At 58.9% G+C, this 16,818-nt stretch carries 23 protein-coding genes and 2 pseudogenes; 1 reads left to right on the top strand and 24 read right to left on the bottom strand.

What is annotated here, in order from left to right; genetic code table 11:
• Window positions 1-735: 735 nt before the first annotated feature.
• Window positions 736-963 carry a hypothetical protein gene (locus HB778_RS27310; protein ID WP_183458465.1) on the top strand — a complete coding sequence of 76 codons (228 nt, stop codon included), beginning with the start codon at window positions 736-738 and terminating at the stop codon, window positions 961-963.
• Here the strand turns inward: HB778_RS27310 and HB778_RS27305 are convergent.
• The 24 genes and pseudogenes from HB778_RS27305 to HB778_RS27190 form a co-directional block, all read right to left on the bottom strand.
• A complete protein-coding gene (locus tag HB778_RS27305; protein WP_183458464.1) occupies window positions 960-1,124 on the bottom strand; it encodes a hypothetical protein in 165 nt (54 codons plus the stop codon). The two genes, HB778_RS27310 and HB778_RS27305, sit on opposite strands and share 4 nt — an antisense overlap.
• A gap of 463 nt (window positions 1,125-1,587) precedes the next feature.
• Window positions 1,588-1,828 (bottom strand): annotated as a pseudogene (locus HB778_RS27300) (hypothetical protein).
• Window positions 1,829-1,904: 76 nt separating this feature from the next.
• Window positions 1,905-2,159 carry a DUF982 domain-containing protein gene (locus HB778_RS27295; protein WP_057144974.1) on the bottom strand — a complete coding sequence of 85 codons (255 nt, stop codon included), beginning with the start codon at window positions 2,157-2,159 and terminating at the stop codon, window positions 1,905-1,907.
• A gap of 421 nt (window positions 2,160-2,580) precedes the next feature.
• The gene (locus tag HB778_RS27290; RefSeq protein ID WP_183458460.1) at window positions 2,581-3,171 is read right to left on the bottom strand and encodes a hypothetical protein; all 591 of its coding nucleotides are present in this window, start codon (window positions 3,169-3,171) and stop codon (window positions 2,581-2,583) included.
• Window positions 3,168-5,387: a hypothetical protein gene (locus HB778_RS27285; RefSeq protein WP_183458458.1), complete on the bottom strand. Its 2,220-nt coding sequence runs from the start codon at window positions 5,385-5,387 to the stop codon at window positions 3,168-3,170. Before HB778_RS27285 ends, HB778_RS27290 begins: the two co-directional genes overlap by 4 nt.
• On the bottom strand, window positions 5,387-5,749 hold the full coding sequence (locus tag HB778_RS27280) for a hypothetical protein (protein WP_183458456.1): 363 nt from the start codon (window positions 5,747-5,749) through the stop codon (window positions 5,387-5,389). Before HB778_RS27280 ends, HB778_RS27285 begins: the two co-directional genes overlap by 1 nt.
• Complete coding sequence (locus HB778_RS27275; protein WP_183458454.1) at window positions 5,746-6,057, bottom strand: hypothetical protein; 312 nt, start codon at window positions 6,055-6,057, stop codon at window positions 5,746-5,748. The genes HB778_RS27280 and HB778_RS27275 overlap by 4 nt, the downstream gene beginning before the upstream one ends.
• A complete protein-coding gene (locus tag HB778_RS27270; RefSeq protein WP_183458452.1) occupies window positions 6,050-6,490 on the bottom strand; it encodes a hypothetical protein in 441 nt (146 codons plus the stop codon). Before HB778_RS27270 ends, HB778_RS27275 begins: the two co-directional genes overlap by 8 nt.
• 115 nt (window positions 6,491-6,605) lie before the next feature.
• The gene (locus HB778_RS27265; protein ID WP_183458450.1) at window positions 6,606-7,031 is read right to left on the bottom strand and encodes a hypothetical protein; all 426 of its coding nucleotides are present in this window, start codon (window positions 7,029-7,031) and stop codon (window positions 6,606-6,608) included.
• Window positions 7,028-7,255: a cold-shock protein gene (locus HB778_RS27260; protein WP_183458448.1), complete on the bottom strand. Its 228-nt coding sequence runs from the start codon at window positions 7,253-7,255 to the stop codon at window positions 7,028-7,030. The genes HB778_RS27265 and HB778_RS27260 overlap by 4 nt, the downstream gene beginning before the upstream one ends.
• A gap of 106 nt (window positions 7,256-7,361) precedes the next feature.
• Window positions 7,362-7,895: an HK97 family phage prohead protease gene (locus HB778_RS27255; protein ID WP_183458446.1), complete on the bottom strand. Its 534-nt coding sequence runs from the start codon at window positions 7,893-7,895 to the stop codon at window positions 7,362-7,364.
• Window positions 7,896-7,897: 2 nt separating this feature from the next.
• Window positions 7,898-8,545 (bottom strand): phage major capsid protein, encoded by a 648-nt coding sequence (locus HB778_RS42870; protein WP_183458444.1) that lies wholly within the window; start codon window positions 8,543-8,545, stop codon window positions 7,898-7,900.
• Window positions 8,478-8,912 (bottom strand): phage major capsid protein, encoded by a 435-nt coding sequence (locus HB778_RS42865; RefSeq protein WP_183458441.1) that lies wholly within the window; start codon window positions 8,910-8,912, stop codon window positions 8,478-8,480. The genes HB778_RS42870 and HB778_RS42865 overlap by 68 nt, the downstream gene beginning before the upstream one ends.
• A gap of 59 nt (window positions 8,913-8,971) precedes the next feature.
• Complete coding sequence (locus HB778_RS27240; RefSeq protein ID WP_183458439.1) at window positions 8,972-9,598, bottom strand: hypothetical protein; 627 nt, start codon at window positions 9,596-9,598, stop codon at window positions 8,972-8,974.
• Window positions 9,599-9,680: 82 nt separating this feature from the next.
• Window positions 9,681-10,190: a hypothetical protein gene (locus HB778_RS27235; RefSeq protein ID WP_183458437.1), complete on the bottom strand. Its 510-nt coding sequence runs from the start codon at window positions 10,188-10,190 to the stop codon at window positions 9,681-9,683.
• Window positions 10,191-10,265: 75 nt separating this feature from the next.
• Complete coding sequence (locus HB778_RS27230; protein ID WP_183458436.1) at window positions 10,266-10,745, bottom strand: hypothetical protein; 480 nt, start codon at window positions 10,743-10,745, stop codon at window positions 10,266-10,268.
• Between the two features lie 97 nt (window positions 10,746-10,842).
• A pseudogene (locus HB778_RS27225) lies at window positions 10,843-12,112 on the bottom strand (IS256 family transposase).
• Window positions 12,113-12,197: 85 nt separating this feature from the next.
• Window positions 12,198-12,584, bottom strand: a complete 387-nt coding sequence (locus HB778_RS27220; RefSeq protein WP_183458435.1) for a hypothetical protein — start codon at window positions 12,582-12,584, stop codon at window positions 12,198-12,200.
• Window positions 12,581-13,999, bottom strand: a complete 1,419-nt coding sequence (locus tag HB778_RS27215; RefSeq protein WP_183458434.1) for an AAA family ATPase — start codon at window positions 13,997-13,999, stop codon at window positions 12,581-12,583. The genes HB778_RS27220 and HB778_RS27215 overlap by 4 nt, the downstream gene beginning before the upstream one ends.
• Window positions 14,000-14,067: 68 nt before the next feature.
• Entirely contained in the window at window positions 14,068-14,271 is a 204-nt protein-coding gene (locus tag HB778_RS27210) for a hypothetical protein (protein WP_183458433.1), read from the bottom strand.
• Window positions 14,252-14,512 carry a hypothetical protein gene (locus HB778_RS27205; RefSeq protein ID WP_183458432.1) on the bottom strand — a complete coding sequence of 87 codons (261 nt, stop codon included), beginning with the start codon at window positions 14,510-14,512 and terminating at the stop codon, window positions 14,252-14,254. Before HB778_RS27205 ends, HB778_RS27210 begins: the two co-directional genes overlap by 20 nt.
• A gap of 189 nt (window positions 14,513-14,701) precedes the next feature.
• Window positions 14,702-14,911, bottom strand: a complete 210-nt coding sequence (locus HB778_RS27200; RefSeq protein ID WP_210308047.1) for a helix-turn-helix transcriptional regulator — start codon at window positions 14,909-14,911, stop codon at window positions 14,702-14,704.
• 77 nt (window positions 14,912-14,988) lie between these two features.
• Window positions 14,989-15,366 carry a hypothetical protein gene (locus HB778_RS27195; protein WP_183458430.1) on the bottom strand — a complete coding sequence of 126 codons (378 nt, stop codon included), beginning with the start codon at window positions 15,364-15,366 and terminating at the stop codon, window positions 14,989-14,991.
• A gap of 1 nt (window position 15,367) precedes the next feature.
• Window positions 15,368-16,603, bottom strand: coding sequence for a tyrosine-type recombinase/integrase (locus tag HB778_RS27190; protein ID WP_183458428.1), 1,236 nt, complete (start codon window positions 16,601-16,603; stop codon window positions 15,368-15,370).
• Window positions 16,604-16,818 lie beyond the last annotated feature (215 nt).

The following is a 16,818-nucleotide window of genomic DNA, read 5'->3' as shown; positions in this document are numbered from 1 at the left end:
GACATGGCTTGCCACCCCGGCCAAGACGATCTTGGTCCGCGCCGTTTCGACCTTTTTTTGCAGTTAACCCCTTACCCTTGTCTAAAAGCATGGCCGAGAATCGGACCGGTTGCAAGAACCTTCACAATATTTATTTTCGCTATCCACTCGGCAAGGCGCTTTCGCCTAGCAACTAGGCGTTTTCACATTTTTTGTCCAAGAAACAAGGCGTTTACACAACTTCGCTCCAAGGCGTTTTCGCCTTAAGTATCAGGATTGAATATGCGAAAACGCCTAAATGTATTTGGGAGAATCCATGTGGACTCTACCGTTATTTTGTGGATCAATACGTCATCTGGCCAACGGCAGGATGACACCATGAAAACACGACCGTACCTTCGATGAACTCTCCAAGGCGCTGGCACTGCCCCACCGCAGGGATTGGCGCGGCGTAGTTGGCGCCATTGCCATTGAACTCGGCGGCAAGCTCGCGACAGGCCTTGCTATTGGAATTGGAATTGCTGTCGGTCGCGCGCTGGCGGGCTGAGGCCCTCAAAAGAACGGCGGCGGGCTGGGATGAGGCTGCGGAAGGGCATCCCTGGTAAACATCAGAAATTAAGGGTGTGACAAACTAGACAACGGAATGACTCGCTAACCGATTGTCGGAAGCGTACCCTTCCTTTGTCGCTCGGTCTTCAATGGCAAAGAGCGCTTGAAAGAGTCGATCACGCTTTCGCCCAATAGGGAGTATGCGAGATGACCATTCGCGGAACGGCTGACGAAATTCAGCTGGCAACACTCACCAGGATTTTGGACGATTATTGCGAGCAAGCTGGCATGGAAGGCACACACCCAGCCCGCGAGCATCTGGCGCGGCGCCTGATCGCTCTTTTCACTGGTGGCATCGATAGCCCAGACCATATCAAGATGGCTCTTGACGGGGTAGTGAAGGACTGGAAACCAAACGGCGCGCACCCGTTCTAAGGTTCCTTCAGCATCCGGGCTTCTCGCACCAACGATGACCAGTTGTAGCCGAGGAACAGGACAAGCTCCCGAGCCTGCGCTTCGGTTATCCCGGTCTCTTTGACCAACCTACGGATAAGTTCGTCCGCTGCGGTCGGCTGCTTGCGCTGCTCGTCGCTCATCAAAAGTTGTCCCTTGGCGTCACAACGCAACTTACCGTTACGGGTTCCCCCAGCGGAATGACTCGCTAATAGATTGTCGGAAGCGTACAATCCCCAAGTCGCCCGCCTTATCCGGCAAACGGGCGCTTGGAAGTCAACTCAGGTGCTTTCGCCCCCAAAGGGAGAAAGGCCTGTGCTACTGACAAAATCCTCCGAATCCAATAGGCCCGCCGCTCTAAAGCTAGGGCAGCGCGTGATACGTACTCGTGGGACGGAGTGCGGGACCGTCGTTGAAGTCACCTATCACAATGCCAAGGTGAAATGGGATCGGGGAGCCACAAGCTATTTCCGTCACGGCTCTGATCAAAACGTCCGGTCGTATCATGGCTGAGGCCATTAACCAGGACAATCTCCCCGATACACCGGCCACTGCGGGAGCATTCCCCCGCGCTGATTGAATATTAGTATATTAGCAATCACGCAATTAGCTTAAAGGGGGTCGCACCGGTCCCGTGGTGTTTCCACCGGATGAACGGGACTTCCGCCCCGGTGACGTCCCGCACGGCCTTCAACAGCACCTCATGCAAGACACGCGTCTGCCTGTAGTGGTCGCAGAACGGGGATATGAACGGTTTGACGATGCTTAGGTGCAGCGCTTCCGCTGCTGCTAGAAAGCGTTCGATTTCAGCCTGCGATAACTGCTTTGAGGGTTTTGACCTGGCCATTGGCGATCTCCGTTTTGAGGGGATCGCCGCAACGGGAGGATTATATTCCTGATATTGGTGGCGTCGGCAAGGTCTATCAATCCGGGTCCCTAAGAATATCTGCCTCGATCGCCGCATTGACGAAGGCGGCGCGGGCATAGCCGGCCTCTTTTAGCCCCTCGAGCACGCCCAAGCATGCCTTGCGGGCGGCAACGTGACAGCGGCCCGTCTTCACAGGCCAGCGGTTTAGCAGGATGTCCGCGGCCTGGGCGACGCGCTCAACCTTGAAAGTCGTGTTCTTTGATCTGCCGAGCGCAACCCGCACCGGCTCATCGAAACGCTGGTCCTGCATGCTTCCCTCCCGGACTCGACCTCGGAGGCAATTCGGTTAAGCCTCAGGGCATTGATCGCCGGCCGCTTCAAAAAAAGCCCGCTGCCTGTCCCATCGTGGCAACGGGCTGAGTGCGCTTTTGGAGGGCAATTGAGCCCGCCCTAACATTAGTTCGGGAAGGCGCTCTTGTCGTTAACCGATTGCCCGTCGTCCACGGTTGTGGACTAGCTGTGGATAAACCGCCCGCTTTAGTCCGCCGTCGCTGGTACATCCGCAGTCGACGGCGGCGCCAGGGCAAGCCCAGCGATTTCTAGAACGGCCACGCCAGCGCCAACACGAGGCCAACGGAAAGCGTGAAGGCCAGCCAGGGCACAGCTTTAGCGACCATATTGCGACCTTTGCGCATCCTGGAAGCCAAGTGCCGTTGCCCGACGGACAGCGGCTAGACTGTCCTTTGACGGCGGCGCATTGCCGTTCCAATGGTTGGTCTGGCTGAACTGGATAGGCCGCTGGCTTCCACCACCCGATCGCACCCCCCACTGCGCTGATCATCCAACTGGTCGTTGTCTGCGATGATCACCCGCTCAGAAGGTCGCTTGAAGAACTCGACCTTCTGCGTGTCACGGGAATCGCCGCCGATCATACCGCCCGTCGAGAAGCCGGCCGCCTTGTTCGATGCGGCAAGCGCCTGCGCATATGCCGCAGCATAGCCTGGAGAACTTGGGCTAATCCCGTTGAGCATGGCGTTGTACGGATCGCCGCCATGCAGTGCTGTAGGGGCGGATGGCCCTACTCTGGAATTCGCCGGGATGCCGACTGATTGCCCGCCGCCATAGGCCAGGTTGTAGGCGATCTGCTGTGGCGTGGCCGCCAGGGCGTTTGCCCCATAGCCGATGAGGCCCATGCCGCCGATAGCCGAATAGTTGGACATTGCGGAGGTCAGAATATCTCTGAAGGCCGCTACCTGCGCAGCAGTGTGACCTGCGGCGTTCAACCCGTTCAGATCGTACAGGTCACCGCCGACCTTGGTCATGGTGCCAGTTGAGCCAGACGAAGACCCGCCGGAGCTGTAGGTGCTACTGACCCCCACTTATCCACACCCTCATAAGTCTTGCGAGTGTTCGCTTCGATGTTGAGGAGGACGGTCCAGATGCGGTCCTGCTCGCGCGTGGCTTCGCGGCCGGTAAAGGCGGATTGAGGATTGGCCAGCGCCATCGACTGGGCGTTGGGGATTACCGTGCCAGCGTTCTGCGGCACGACAAGCTCAGGACCATGCTCACCTACCCAATAGGGCGTGCTAGCCGACACAGGGCCGCCTGCTGCGCGTGTGCCTCCGAAACGGGTGACTGTAACGCCACTGGTGCCGGAGCCGCTGGGCACCTGATAGGACTGCTGCGTGAAGCTTGGATTGCCATCGCCGCCATATCTGGTGACCCCTACAGGGCCGCCTGGCACATCGTAAATCGACTTCGTACCTGTGCCCACCTGCTGCGTCACGACTGTTATGGTGACGGTCTTGTCCTTGAGGGCTTGAACCGCGGCACCAAGCTGCTTTGCGCCGGCCGTGTCGGCGTCCAACTGCATCCGGGTACGGACCAAGCTGTCGATGAACTTATTGACGGCGTCGACGCCGAAGCCGTCGCGGATGAGCGTCTGCCGCACCATATCGAGGCCCGCGTAGACGTTCTGAACGCTCGTTCCGCCGCGGTTGAGCGCGTCAAACAGCTTCGTCACGGTCGACGTCGCGCTGGTGATGTCGGCGCTGGCGTCCTTGATTTTGGAGGTGTCATCGAAGAAAGCAGCCATATTCTCTTTGCTGCCGGCCGTCGCGATGGCCTGCTTCAGCGTATCGACCTGCGTGGTGGTGTTCCGATATTGCTGCTCGAGGCTGAGCATGCCCTGCAACTGGTCCTGCCTGGCGTGTTGGACAGCCTGGTCAATCTGTTCGAATTGCCCCAGCGTCGATTGCAGCGACTTGCTGACGCCGAATCCGCTGGAGGCGCTCGCATCGCCGAACAGCTTGGCGATCGTCGCGTCTGCCGTGCCGGCCTTGGCCGAGACATCCTTGAAGCCGGCGGAAACCTCGGCAAGGGTCTGCGTGGCCTTCTGGCCATCGGGACCAATGCGCTTTATGCCCTGGTCTTTGTCAAGGATGTCCTGGAGCTTCTTCACTTCGTTGACCGCGGCCTGGAGGCCATCAGCGAAGTGGTGCGCATCCGGCGTTAGTGACGGATCGAGGCGCAGATCGCCGACAGAGGCTACCAGCTTGTCGACATTGACGTTTCCGGCATCGATCGTATCTGCGATCTTGCCAAATGCCTCTGCACCAGAGGTGCCGACCACATCAGACGCCCTGGCCAGGTCGCGCAGATCCACCTTAAGATGGTCCAAGGATGCTGCCAAAGACCGTTGATCGTTTTCGATCTGTGTCTTCGCATCGGCAGCAATAACGGAGCCGGGGAGCTTCGCAGCCTCGTCCGCGTATTTCTTCAATGCTTCAGTGAGGTGCGGGTAGGTGTTGGCGACCTCGTCGAGCAGCTTCTTGTGCCCCTCAAGAATCTCATCAACTGACAGAATCTTCTCGCGGGTAGCAGCCATGTAGACGGCAACCGCTGCGACTGCGGCCACACCTGCCGTGGAGAGCATGCCGGGGATTGTGGTCAACCATGTGCCAAACGCAGCACGCACACCAGCCGATGCCGCGATTAGCCCCTGCGGCCCGCTCATGGCGTAGGAGAGATGATTGGCTTGCTGAGTCATCACCATCATCGGCGACTGTCCCATGGCGATACTCTCGGCTGCAGAGCGCGCAGCGTGGCCTAGCGACGCCCATTGGGTAGCGCCCATAGTCGCTGCCCGTGCGCCTTCCTCGACCGCAACGGCGGTGCCAAGGTGCTTCACGCGAGCCAAGTCCATAACGCGGTTGATTTCGTTCTGGTCGACACCGAGCTTCTTTGCAGCTGCGTCAGCGGTGAGGAGTGCGCGTTCCATCCGCTGCGTTGCTTGAAAGGCTGGGTCGACTGATGCCTTGAAGCGGTCCCAAGCGCGCGCGGTAGATGTGATAGAGTTAGCCCCACCGGTCATGACCGTGGTCTGCTTTGCAACCGCCTCAGTCGCAGCGTTGGCGCTATCCATCGCCTTGTCGTAGGCGGCCTGCGCGGACTTCATCGCTTTGACGTAGGCGGCAGAGCCGGCTTCTGCACCTCGCGCGTCGATAGTGAGTTCTGTTACGACGACTTCATCGGCCATTAGTGACGAGCCTGCGCATCTGCAGGGTTGAACACCGCCGCCGACCATTCCACCTGATGCGTCGGCAAGGTGATCTGGTCCAAGTCAGGGGTGGCCGCCATCCTCAACAACAGTTCTCGCGCTGCGCGCTTCCTGCCGCTCTGGAAGAGATTGCTGGCGGTTCGAATGTCAGCCTTCATGATGCGAACAAGTTCTTCGAAGGAACCGACTGCGGCGGCGGCGGCGTTCATCCCTTCGATCGCGTTGCCAAAGGCGTAGTGCATGCGCTCGAGTTCGTCAGCCATGTCGAGTGCGTGGGCAGCTATCGCGGTCTTCTTCATTGTTTTAAACGCTGCGGTGAGCGTGTCACGTGCTGTGTTCATCTGTTGTTCCTTAGTGCAAAAAGAGGGTCCGGTTCGAAGACCGATAGGCCGGCGGCCAGCATCTTGTCTTGAAGCGCGCCGGCATCGGGATCGCGCCGGATCCCCTCGGGATAGAGAATATCAGCGAAGGCCGGGGCGGTTTCGTGGGGCTTCAAATTCAGCGCCTGGGATTGCACGCAATAGCAGGCGAACGCCGCCACTTCTTCCCATGGCCGATCCTTCAGCATGTCGGCGAGTTGTCCGGCGCGGCTGGGATCGCGGGATGCTATTTCCATGCAGCGTTTCAGTGCTTTCTTGTCTTTAGTCATTGGCCATCATTTCGTAAGCGCTAGGTTCCCAGCCGCTGTTTCGCTTGCGAGCGGCAGTCTTCGGATCTTGCTGGGATTGCGGCGTCATTCGCAGGGAACGAGCCGCAGCCGATGCTGCGCGCGACTCCCGCTCGCGCATCTTCAGCAGCCTGTCGAATCTCTCGAGGCCGCCTTCCTTCACCAACCATTCGGGGTGAAAATCCGCGACCATCTTGGACAAGTCGCGCGCCGAAACAGAATGCCTCACATAGCTCGCCAGGAGTTCGGCATTTTCCGGCCGAAAGAAGCCAGACGGCATGCACGCGATCATGTCGAACCACAGCGCGGCCTCGGCTTCCGACAGGCCTTCTGCCGGTCGCAACGTGGTCGCCTGACCGATGTTGACGGTCTGGATTGCCAAGCTGGCGGTCGATTTTCTGCCTCGCGCTGCCATGAAAAACCTTCTTCAGAAACAAAAAAACTGGACGTTTAGCAAAGGTAAGCCCCGAAGCGGTCCCAAGGGGTTCGGCCACAAACCTTTTTAGACCGCCTACCACTCCGGGTTGTAGTCATGCCGTCCGTTCGAGATATCCGGCCAACACGTATTCGTCGGCGATGTCAGTGGCGGAGAGGGTGACGGCAGCGCCTTGCTTTGCGATCTTCAACGTCTCTGGGGTGCGGATGTTGACGCCAGACCCTTCAACGAACGTCACCTGACCAGCGCCGAGCTGGTGCACCGTGACCGGTGCCGCAAGCGCAATGCCAGGCGGGACAGTGATCGACACTGGGTTGCTGTTCGTGGTCTTGACTAGCACTCCCGCTTCGAGAGGCGAGATGGCGTGTGTCGTCAAGGGAAAGGTCTTCCACCGCGGCATGATCTCAACGAGCGAGCCGGCTTCAGCGACTAAGCGACCGCCGCTTTCGATGAGCATTTGGCCGCCGGATTCTACAACGAACGAGTCGCCACCCGCCGCGCTGTGGACCTTGCCGCTCATCGGTCGATGACCTCGACGTTCACGGCTCGCTGCTTGCCTGTGCGCTGGTCTAGTTGGGCAAGGTATGAAACGCGCTGGCCGATGCGCAGCCCGTCGGTGCCACTAGGCAGTTGGGTGACGTGGATGAACAAATCTGGGCCGCCATCGTGGGGTGCTGCGAATCCGAACGCTGCGTTGTCGACCCAGGTCACGACGGTGCCGGTTTGCCGGTCTTGGTTCTGCATTTGGTATTCCTTGTGGTTGTAAAGAAAGGCCGGCGGTTGAGCCCCCTCATGAACCCTGCCGCCGGCCTGGGTTTGCCCGTCTCTTGGCTTCCCAATCTTGATGTTGTTACCGGCTGAGATGCGCGAAGCGGCGCTTGGCCGCGTCGAGGCGCGGCGTCTGGCTGGCCGAGCGCCCCGTAATTAGGGCACCGGCGTTGGCCGGAACCCCTACAAAACTGAATTCCAGCAGTTCGCAGCTCGTAAAACGCTGCCCGCCATACGGCTTCGAAGGGTCGATCGGCACCGCTTTCAACGGCACGAAACCAACGCTAGTCGAGTTGACGATGCCGGCCCGGACGAGGCCATAAATCTCGTCCGCTTTTGCGGAGACTCCCGGATCAGGGAATTGGACTAAGGCCGTCAGCTTGCCCAGCTCGATTCCAATCGAAAGCGCCTTGGCAATTGGCACGTTGGTATCGTGCCCCCAAAATACGGTCGGCGACTTACGAAAGGCGTCGAGCCGGATGCCAGCCTGGTCGATGATGTCGCCCATGCGGTCGAGTTCGCCTGTGCTCACGATCGCTTTAACCTGGCGCGGACCAATTCCGGCGCCAGCAGTCTTCAGGATTGTCGTCGGGGAGAAGTGTTTCAACTCAGCCATGTTCAGTTTCCGATCAGAGCAACGAGAGGCCCCGCCGTTGTGGCATCGCCAACACCATGGCAATTGATGTCGTAGCGCTCGATTCCTCGGACGCCGATTTGATCTAGGTCGAAATAGCGATTTTGGCTCACCGCCACAGAGACGCCCTTGCGCGAGCCGAAGGAAACAGCGGCACGCATGTCGCCAAAAACGATCATGACACGATTGCTAAGATCACCAGAGCCGGGCAACTTCGGGCTCAGGACGATTGGGAAGCCCATGAACGAGAGCATCGGCCGCAACCCATTTGCGGTCATGATCCAGCCGCCGACCGTGGCACCGATCCTGGCAAAGCACTTTGCGGCGCCATACCCAGAAACGTAGAACTTCGCACTGGTCCAGTACCGTTCGGGCAGCGCCGCCATCAGAGCGGCAATGTCGGTTGCATCAATTTCCTCGAAAGTATCATGGGCGGAGGTCGCAACGACCGCACCGGCAAGCTGGCTTGCGCCACCAAGACCAGCAACGAACTTGGGGCAGATGCCCGAAATGCCCGCGTAGGTGGACGTGCCGTCGCCGTTGAAGCCAGCGTCATCTTCCAAATCAGCGGAGCAAGCGCTGAGTTCCTCCACGAAGAACGCGCCGAGATCCGCGGCGGAATCCTCCCACATTTCGCTTGAGAGACGGGTCAGCGCCGCAGGCTTTCTTCGCCACGTGCTCTATGTTGCCCCAAGCGTTATCAGACTCCGTGAGGGGGACATTTTCGCCGATGTAGTACCCGGCAAGCGCACCAGTGCGCTTTGGCACCGACAGTGAGCTTGAACCCATTTGACGGATGCGCGCTTCCTGCCTGAAAACCGCCAGGCTATTTCGGTATTCGATGATCTCGGATTCGATCTCTTCCGGCACAGTGAAGCCACCGGATCCACCGACCAGTTCGCCCTGAGCCGCCTTTTCGATGGCGATGCCGCGATCACCGCACCAGGCTGCTGCCTTTTTCTTGCTGAAGCAACGCCGCCGCAACCCACTGGCCAGCACGCTCTGCTAATTGCGGCGACTTGCCGTCGAAGGCGCGACGGGCGCCGATTTGAAATACTTCATGCCGCATTGTTAATCTCCGAACGTGAAAGGACCCCAGCCTTCACACAGGCCTCGAGGTAGCTGTAGACGTGGTCGCCGATTGTCGCCGGGCCGAACACTGGCCCTGAGTTGAAGTCGCAGATTAGGTTGGTTGGATTGCCTCCTGCGATGCGCCGGAGGCGATCCCTGAAGGCAGCGGCCTCTTGGTTGAGGCGCCTTAGAGTCAAAACAGCGAGTGCGCGTTGGCGGACGATCTCCAGCCAATCCGCTGCGGTTTCCTGCAGAGCTTCAGCGGCGGCGATGCGGCGCGCTTGGTTTTCGCGTTCGGCCAGCGCGTCGAGCGCGATTGTAATGGCCTGACGTTCGACCAATAGTTGAAACAGTTCTTCGCCGGGCGTGGGAGGTCGAGCGGCCGGCAACGCAGAGCCGTCAAGCAGCGATGCCGCAAGATCGCGGGGATCTGGTCCAGAAGTCGATTTTTCCTGCGGTCGTATACCCTGGTGCTCGAGGTCGAGCACTGCGGCGAGAATATCCTTATCTCGTGCGTTCAAGGCGACCCGCTTACGCGAAATCGCTTCTAACTGCTCAGCGGCAGGGGTTGGCTCCGGTCGTTTGGCGGCCATGTTATTCCTTTCAAAATTCAAGGCGGTACCCCGACCCACTTTGAGGTGGGCCGGGGTCGATCGACGACTGTCTCCGACGAGGCAGCCGGATTCGAAACTGGTGTTAAGGCGACCATACGAGGGCCGCCTCTTTGGTGATTTCGGAAACGATGCGGCCGATCGGAATAACGATCTCGGATCGTTCGAAGTTAAGCCGCGGGACGTCTCGGTCACGGACGATGCGGGGCAGGCCACAGCCGCGCCGGATGACTGCAGGAGCGATCAAGAGCGCGTCAGGATCTGGCGGACGTTCAAGATGGTCAAACGCTTGGCCGATGGCCATTAGCCAGGAGCGGCCAGAGCGCTCCAATTCATGAGCGATTCTCAACACCGCGATGTCTTTCACGGAAAACCATCGTTTGGTTCCGCGCTTTTCCGTGAAAAGCACCGACACTCGCGGGCGCGATGCGTCAGCACATCTAGCGAGCCACGCGGGATGCCGCACAGCATCGCGCACTCTTCGCGCGTGAATGCGCGGTGCAGCCATGCGTCCATGGTTTTCCTCTGTAAGTTTTTGATTTTGGCAAAAAGGGGGAGAGCCGGCCAACAACATCACGCTGGTGGCACGGCTCAAAAATGTCAGGATCGCCCTGACTGGGAAAGGATCACTATTCCCGTCTTATACCTTTGGAATCGACTTGGGGTATAACTACGCGGCCGTGCCAAGATAGGACCGTTGCGCCGCAATGAGTTCGGCACGTCGCGTTTCTACGCGCCGACGACATGCCGCGGCTTCGGCCGCCATCTGGCGCTCGATAAGCCGCCATTGGTCGCGCATCCGGTCGATCGCCAGATATACCCGCCACTTTGCTTCCGCGCTGCGCGCCTTCCACCTGAAGCCGAGACGGTCGCCGATCTCGGTGAGCGTGGCTCCGTCAAGGGCAGCATCTTCGAACGGATCCAGCGCGTTTCCAATGCCGACACGCAAGGCGGCAAGAATGGGCTGACCGTCGATCCGAGCTATACGTTCATCTTCCGACTTCATCAGCCGTAATGGTGCTTGCGTCCGCGTGTCACTGTCATCATTGCTAGCTAGGGTGCGCTGGCCGACACTGACACGCTGTTTCACGGTATGCCTAGTCTCGCGATAGGAAATCTCGCCGCCTGGCAGGTTGGTTGCGGTCATCATCTTGAACGACTTATCAAAGGCCGCGCCACCAGGGTTCAGACTGCGGACCTCGATATTGATGCCTTGAGCTATGCTGCAATTTGGGTGACGAGGCTGATCAAGCGGCGCTCTGCGGCTTCAGTTCAATGACCTCGATTCCATCCTGGAACGTTGCACCTGCGATGAGTTTAGGCAACTGATTTTGTCCTTTCAGTCGTCGCCACGTCCTGGCCGCGGCCATGACCAGCTTGAAGACCATCAGCCTGGCGGTTTTCGAGGAGAGTGAGCCCTTGGTACGCACCGTGCGATGGCGAACGGTCGCAAAGACGCTCTCGATGGGATTGGACGTTCGCAGATGATCCCAATGTTCGGCGGGGAAATCGTAGAACGCCAGCAAGGCATTCTGATCTTTGGTCAGGCAGTCGACCGCCTTGCCGTATTTCGCATCATATTTCTCGACAAAGACGGCAATCGCCGTCTCGGCTGAGGCTCGGTTCGGGGCGGAAAAGATTTCGCGCAAGTCCGTCTTCATGGCGGCCTGCACCGATTTCGGCACCTTGTTGAGCACGTTGGCTGTCTTGTGCACCCAGCATCGCTGGTGCTTGGTGCCGGGAAGGAGCTCATCGAGCGCTTTCCAGAAGCCAAGCGCGCCGTCGCCGACGGCAAGATCGGGCGCGATCTGCAGGCCACGACGCTTGACGTCGACCAGCAGCTCGCGCCAGCTCTGTGCGCTCTCACGAATGCCGGTCTGGAAGCCGAGCAGCTCTTTCTTGCCCTCGGGCGTGGCGCCGATCAGGACCAGCATGCATTCGGCATGATCTTCCATCCGGGCCTGCAGGTAGACCCCGTCCGCCCACACATACACATAGCGGCGCGCCGAAAGATCGCGCTTTTGCCAACGATCGTATTCGATGCCCCACTCCGCCGTCAGTCGCGTGATCACCGAGGGTGAGAGGTTCGGCGCCTCCTTGCCCAACAGAGCTGCCAGAGCTTCCTGAAAGTCGCCCGTCGAAATGCCGCGCAGATAGAGAACGGGAAGAAGCGCATCCAGACTTCGTGTCCGACGCGCCCATTTCGGCAGGATCGATGAGGAAAAACGGATGCGCTCCGCTTCACCGTTCGCGCCGCGATCCCGGACCTTCACCCGGCTGACGGGCACCGCCCCGATCCCCGTCTGGATGCTCCGCTCCGGCCCGTGACCGTGCCGGACCAGCCGGTCACGTCCGTCCGGAAGCTTGAGATCCCGCATCTCGGCAAGAAACGCTTCGGCCTCCATCTCGATCGCCTGCGCCAGCAATTTGCGCGCGCCGGTGCGAAGCACATCCGTCAGGGGGATCATCGATTTCGTCGGGCTGACGAAGGCGAACAATGTTGATAGTCTCGTTCATGGCGTATCGCTCTCCTTGAGAGGTTCTGGCAGGCTTCATCACCCGCCTCGATACGCCGCCCTTCTCAAACCGTCATCACCCAGTTTCAGCCATAGCTCTTGATGCCTTCCTCACCCAACCCAATCTCGTCATCGAATGGACTGACGCCGACGACTTGGTAAAGCAGACGATACCGGATCACCCATGTGATATCGGCCTCACGACCGTCACGACGCAATTCCTCTAACAAGGGTATGCCGTGTGGCGTGTTATCGTTCGCCGCGATTTTGCGAGGCTTAAATTTCTGCGGCCCACGCGGCTTTCGATATTTGCAATATGTGATCACTGCGCCCGCCGTGAGTCTGGCAAGCTCAGCCCTAGCCGCTTCTTTTCCTGTCGGGATTGCGGTTGGAACTCTAAAGTCAGTCTTAATCGAGTTGCTGTTGGCCATGTCGAAGACTGGCCGCTCTACTGGAGTGACCGCCGTCTTCATGCTGCACCTTTTTTCAGGAAAGCGGGAATGTCGTCGTCACCGATTTCAGAAGAAACATCTTCCTCATTCAAGGGCACATCAGACGGTACATCGGTACACCCTAAAGGGTGTGTACCGTCGGTACCGCTGCTGTCTGGTGCCAAATCACTATCGGTACACGGTACATCAGCGGTACATGTACCGTCTGTGCCGTCCTGCCTGACCCAGTACCTACCTTCGCTATAGAAGACGGTTCCTTGCTCTGTGAGTGCTTCGCGTGCGCGCCGGAACCGCGTCTTGAGTGTGCCTGGCTTGGCTTTGGCATCGGTGGCATAGAACGCCTCTCGCCACTCTTCTTCGCCTACTGGACTGCCTGTCTGGCGGCAGGCGTCGGCAAGGACTTGTAGCGCCCTGGCGTGGTGCCCCTTTAGCGATGACACGAGACGCTCGCCGGCACTGACGCCATCCGAAGGGACAACCACCGGAGCAAAGGTCGGCTCACCTTCATCATCTACGCCAACCTCGATGCCCTTCATCGTGAAGTGGCAAATCGTTCCCTCGTCGCTATCGTTCGCGCCGTCACACTCGAAGGCATAGCCGCTGGCCGACTTCTTCACCATGAAGCTCAGATCGACTGCGCCATCCAAGTCAATCGCACCCTTGCCACGCTCGCCAGACCAGGCAGTGTGGTGGATGACCGTGACATGCGCGCCGGTCTTCTCGTTAAGGCGGTCACAAGAGCGGATGAACTTGGTCATGTCTTTCGACTGGTGCTGATCGCCAGGTCCAAACGTTCGCGTGAGTGTGTCGATGATGATCCAGACGCATTGCTCATCGCATGCTTTTGCCGCTTCTTTAATAACGGCGGCCAGGGCTTCAGCGTCGGCCAGGTTCGTGGTGAGATCAATCATCCCGCCCAGCACCAGAAGAGGCACGTCCTTAACGCGATGCTCCTTACGAAAGGCAAGCATGCGCCGCTCGGTCAGTGCCCGTCGTTCGGCCGCCACGTAGACGACAAGGCCCTGCTTCAGCGGTCGGCCGTGCCACTCTCTGCCTGACGCAACATGACAGGCGGCATCGGTCATAATAACGGACTTGCCGCTGCCTGGCAGGCCGGAAACCATCGTGAACTCGCCTACGCCAAGAACACCTTTGATGAGATCATCCTTGGGCATGTTGTTGGCTATGTCGTCAAACCATGTCACCCGGAATCGGGACTTTGGCTTGTTGTCATTCGCCGCCTTGGGAGGGACGAAGTCCAGTTTGATTGTCTTCCGCTTCCTGCGGATGCGCTCGGCGCTCTTCGACCGCGGCAGGCCATCAGACTGTTCCGCCTTCAGGTCGCGGGCCACCATGCCGATGGCGACATTGTGGTCGTGGGCTGGACCGCAAAGGGCCGCGATGATTGCGGTGCCGGTCTCGCGCTCCAAATACACGATAGCCGCCGTGTCCGCGTCGCACTCGGGGATGCCGTCGACAATGACGCACCAACGCAAGGCTTCGTCTAGATCTGCAGGCTCGGTGTCGCCCCGCGGCTGCAAAGATCACGCTTGAAGTTGTAATCGTCAAAGGCCACGCCTTGGGGCGCAACCATGATCGATCCGCCTGTCCTAGCCATATTGCCGTAGTGGAAGCTGGCCAGCCTTTCAATGTCGCAATTGTTTATGAGGTCGAGAAAGGTCTCTGCTTCAGGCTGTAGTGCGGTCATAGGCGGCTACGCCCTCCAATGCGGCCGAGGCGGCCCGTGCTATTTCTTCAGAAAATGTCGGCGAGAAGCTCATCACTCGAGCGCCCCCCGTGTTCGGGCCGAAGGCGTAGTTGCTGCCATCTGGTCTCTCGAGCAGTTTTAAGTCGAAAAGCTTGACGTGCTCGTCTAGCGCTATGTCGAAACGCGCAATCGTCTTGCCGGCGCCGCCAGGCGGAACCGGTCTGATATTCAGAATTTGCAAGTGGGTGTTCCCGTGATGGAGAGCCGCGGTTGGTTCCACGGTGGTTTTTGAAATGGTTATCGATGACACCGATGACCCTTTCGGGCTACTGGCGAGCGGCTTCCCGCTGCGCCTTACGCCAAGCCTGCTCCGCGCGGATGGCGGGAAGCTCTGCGTCGAGTTCGGCGAGGGACATTTGGCTGTAGGGCTTCATGCGGCGGCCCGCGTGGCTCGAGCATTGTCGTTCAATGGCGCGCGCCTGTTTTCAGAGACCCACGCATCAAGATCGTCGGTGTTGTAAATGACACTGGTTCCGAGCTTGATGTACGTCGGGCCTGTGCCGTAACAGCGCGCTTTGTCGAGGAAGGATTTCGAGAGGCCGACATAATCAGCAGCCTGACTTACTCGTAGGTTTGCCATGCGTTTACCTCCGTGCATGTTGTTGCATGGGGGTAGATAGGCGTTTTCACATATTGCCGGTACTTTGGTTAAATCGGCTATTTGTAATTTGCTTCGTTTTCCGCCCGGATTTCGATCATGGCCGCCTCGTACTTCGCGATGGCGATTTCGATCTGCGTTTTGGCAAGCATGTATCTGCCACCCAAGTCGTCCATACGCCTCTCGTAGGCCACGCCTGCCCCGCGCATGATGTCATTTTCAGTTCCGATTTCGAACCATAGGTGCTTGGCTCCATACGGCTGCCTTCCGCGCTTCGGCGCGAATACCTCCGCAGCAATTTTCTGTGTCTCAGGACCGGCCCTTCCCGTGGCCAGAACCTTGATTATCCGCTCTTTCGCTTCCTTGCGTTTTCCCCTGTGGAGCAAGTCAAGTATCCAAAATGAGTGGGCGTCGAACCCCTTTGGAAGCGGTGCCATTTCACTTGCCTCCGATCGCGTCGGCGATCTTGCCCGCGATGGCATCCGCAGCGGCGCGCACAGGGTCGACATGAAGATGGGCGTAGCGTTGCGTCGTGCCTGCATCGGCATGGCCGAGCAGCTTCCCTATGATTGGCAGGGACATGCCGTCGCCAGCGCCGACCGACGCGAACGTGTGGCGTAAGTCGTGAAGATGAACGTCACCAAGTCCTGCCCTCCCGGCTATTGCTGCCCACGGCTTCTTAAGATCGGCGCGTGGTGCCTCATGCTCTGTTGCTGCTGAATGACCGGCTATCACGAACTTACCCACGCGCGGCAATGCGTCCAACACCGCCTGTGCTGCCGCGGATAGCACTACGGTCTTGCGACCGGTCTTTGAGTCGGGCAGCAACAACAGTCCGCGCTTCTCGTCGTATTCGGACCAGCGCAAGTTCAGGATCTCCCGCAAGCGGCAGCCTGTCAGCATCAGCAATCGAATGGCGCCGGTCACGTGTGGGCCGTAGACGGTCCTGTTTTTCTCTTTCGGCGCGTGCTTGCTCTCAGATGATTTGTGCGGAATGCCGATCGTCTCAGCTTCGCGCATAGCGTCGCCCAGCCTTGCCATCTCGCCAGCCGACAAGAACCGCTCGCGGGCTTCCTCCTTGTTTCTGTCGATCTTTGCGGCCGGGTTCACGCCCTCGGGAACATAACCGCGCTTGGCGCCCCACACAAAGGCCGCTGACAGCAAAGCCATTGCCCGATTGGCGGAGTACTTCGCCTTCTTCGACATGGCGGAATGTGCGCGCTGTACGTCAACACGAGTGAGGGCAACGCCTTTCGTTGTACCCATCTGCGGTTCGATATGTTTGGCTAGCGTGATTTTGTAGAACGCGCGTGTCGACTCCTTCATTTCCTTTTCAGAAATGTAGTCGGCGACGAGCTGCCTTACCGTTCCGCTTGCCCGCTCGTCCGCCCGCTCTTTGACCAAATCCTTGCCAAGTGCAGCGTTCGCAATCGCCTTGCGCGCAGCCTCGCGCGCCTCATTGGCTTTTAGTGTGCCGACGCGGCCGAGCTTCAATCGCTTTTTGGCGCCGCCAGCCACGGGCCGATATTCGGCGAAATACGTTCCTGTGTTGCCTGTCGTCCGGTAGAGGCCGAAACCGGTTAGGTCATCGTCAAAATAGTAAGTTGTTTTGTTCGGCCTGGCGCCTTCCATGATGCCTGAAACTGCCGCCGCCGTGATCTTGATTGTAGCCACGCCCACCCCCGTTTATAGCCACTATGTAGCCAGCACTTAGGCAGCGGCAGCATATTAGTCAAGTGGGCACAAGTTGGAGAGGGTTGGATTTCTACGGTTTTGGCCTACTCCGTGCAACGCTAGGAATGGCTATAAAACCTAGTATTTAAGACTGGGGGTCAAGGGGTCGTCGGTTCGAATCCGGCCACTCCGACCATTTTGAAGCAGGACTTGCC

The organism is Mesorhizobium huakuii, from assembly GCF_014189455.1.
Classification (GTDB): Bacteria; Pseudomonadota; Alphaproteobacteria; order Rhizobiales; family Rhizobiaceae; genus Mesorhizobium; species Mesorhizobium huakuii_A.
The sequence above is the reverse complement of the archived record's forward strand: the minus strand, read 5'-3'. Positions and strand labels throughout refer to the sequence as shown.

Excerpts from the sequence above, each read along its gene's own strand:
- HB778_RS27305 (WP_183458464.1), bottom strand. The coding sequence starts at position 1,124 with ATGAGCGACGAGCAGCGCAAGCAGCCGACCGCAGCGGACGAACTTATC.
- HB778_RS27295 (WP_057144974.1), bottom strand. The coding sequence starts at position 2,159 with ATGCAGGACCAGCGTTTCGATGAGCCGGTGCGGGTTGCGCTCGGCAGA.
- HB778_RS42870 (WP_183458444.1), bottom strand. The coding sequence starts at position 8,545 with ATGTGGGAGGATTCCGCCGCGGATCTCGGCGCGTTCTTCGTGGAGGAA.
- HB778_RS27230 (WP_183458436.1), bottom strand. The coding sequence starts at position 10,745 with ATGATGACCGCAACCAACCTGCCAGGCGGCGAGATTTCCTATCGCGAG.
- HB778_RS27285 (WP_183458458.1), bottom strand. The coding sequence starts at position 5,387 with ATGGCCGATGAAGTCGTCGTAACAGAACTCACTATCGACGCGCGAGGT.
- HB778_RS27195 (WP_183458430.1), bottom strand. The coding sequence starts at position 15,366 with ATGGCACCGCTTCCAAAGGGGTTCGACGCCCACTCATTTTGGATACTT.
- HB778_RS27265 (WP_183458450.1), bottom strand. The coding sequence starts at position 7,031 with ATGAGCGGCAAGGTCCACAGCGCGGCGGGTGGCGACTCGTTCGTTGTA.
- HB778_RS27260 (WP_183458448.1), bottom strand. The coding sequence starts at position 7,255 with ATGCAGAACCAAGACCGGCAAACCGGCACCGTCGTGACCTGGGTCGAC.
- HB778_RS27290 (WP_183458460.1), bottom strand. The coding sequence starts at position 3,171 with ATGACCAAGGTCGGCGGTGACCTGTACGATCTGAACGGGTTGAACGCC.
- HB778_RS27255 (WP_183458446.1), bottom strand. The coding sequence starts at position 7,895 with ATGGCTGAGTTGAAACACTTCTCCCCGACGACAATCCTGAAGACTGCT.
- HB778_RS27200 (WP_210308047.1), bottom strand. The coding sequence starts at position 14,911 with ATGGCAAACCTACGAGTAAGTCAGGCTGCTGATTATGTCGGCCTCTCG.
- HB778_RS27210 (WP_183458433.1), bottom strand. The coding sequence starts at position 14,271 with ATGACCGCACTACAGCCTGAAGCAGAGACCTTTCTCGACCTCATAAAC.
- HB778_RS27280 (WP_183458456.1), bottom strand. The coding sequence starts at position 5,749 with ATGAACACAGCACGTGACACGCTCACCGCAGCGTTTAAAACAATGAAG.
- HB778_RS27270 (WP_183458452.1), bottom strand. The coding sequence starts at position 6,490 with ATGGCAGCGCGAGGCAGAAAATCGACCGCCAGCTTGGCAATCCAGACC.
- HB778_RS27220 (WP_183458435.1), bottom strand. The coding sequence starts at position 12,584 with ATGAAGACGGCGGTCACTCCAGTAGAGCGGCCAGTCTTCGACATGGCC.
- HB778_RS27310 (WP_183458465.1), top strand. The coding sequence starts at position 736 with ATGACCATTCGCGGAACGGCTGACGAAATTCAGCTGGCAACACTCACC.
- HB778_RS27275 (WP_183458454.1), bottom strand. The coding sequence starts at position 6,057 with ATGACTAAAGACAAGAAAGCACTGAAACGCTGCATGGAAATAGCATCC.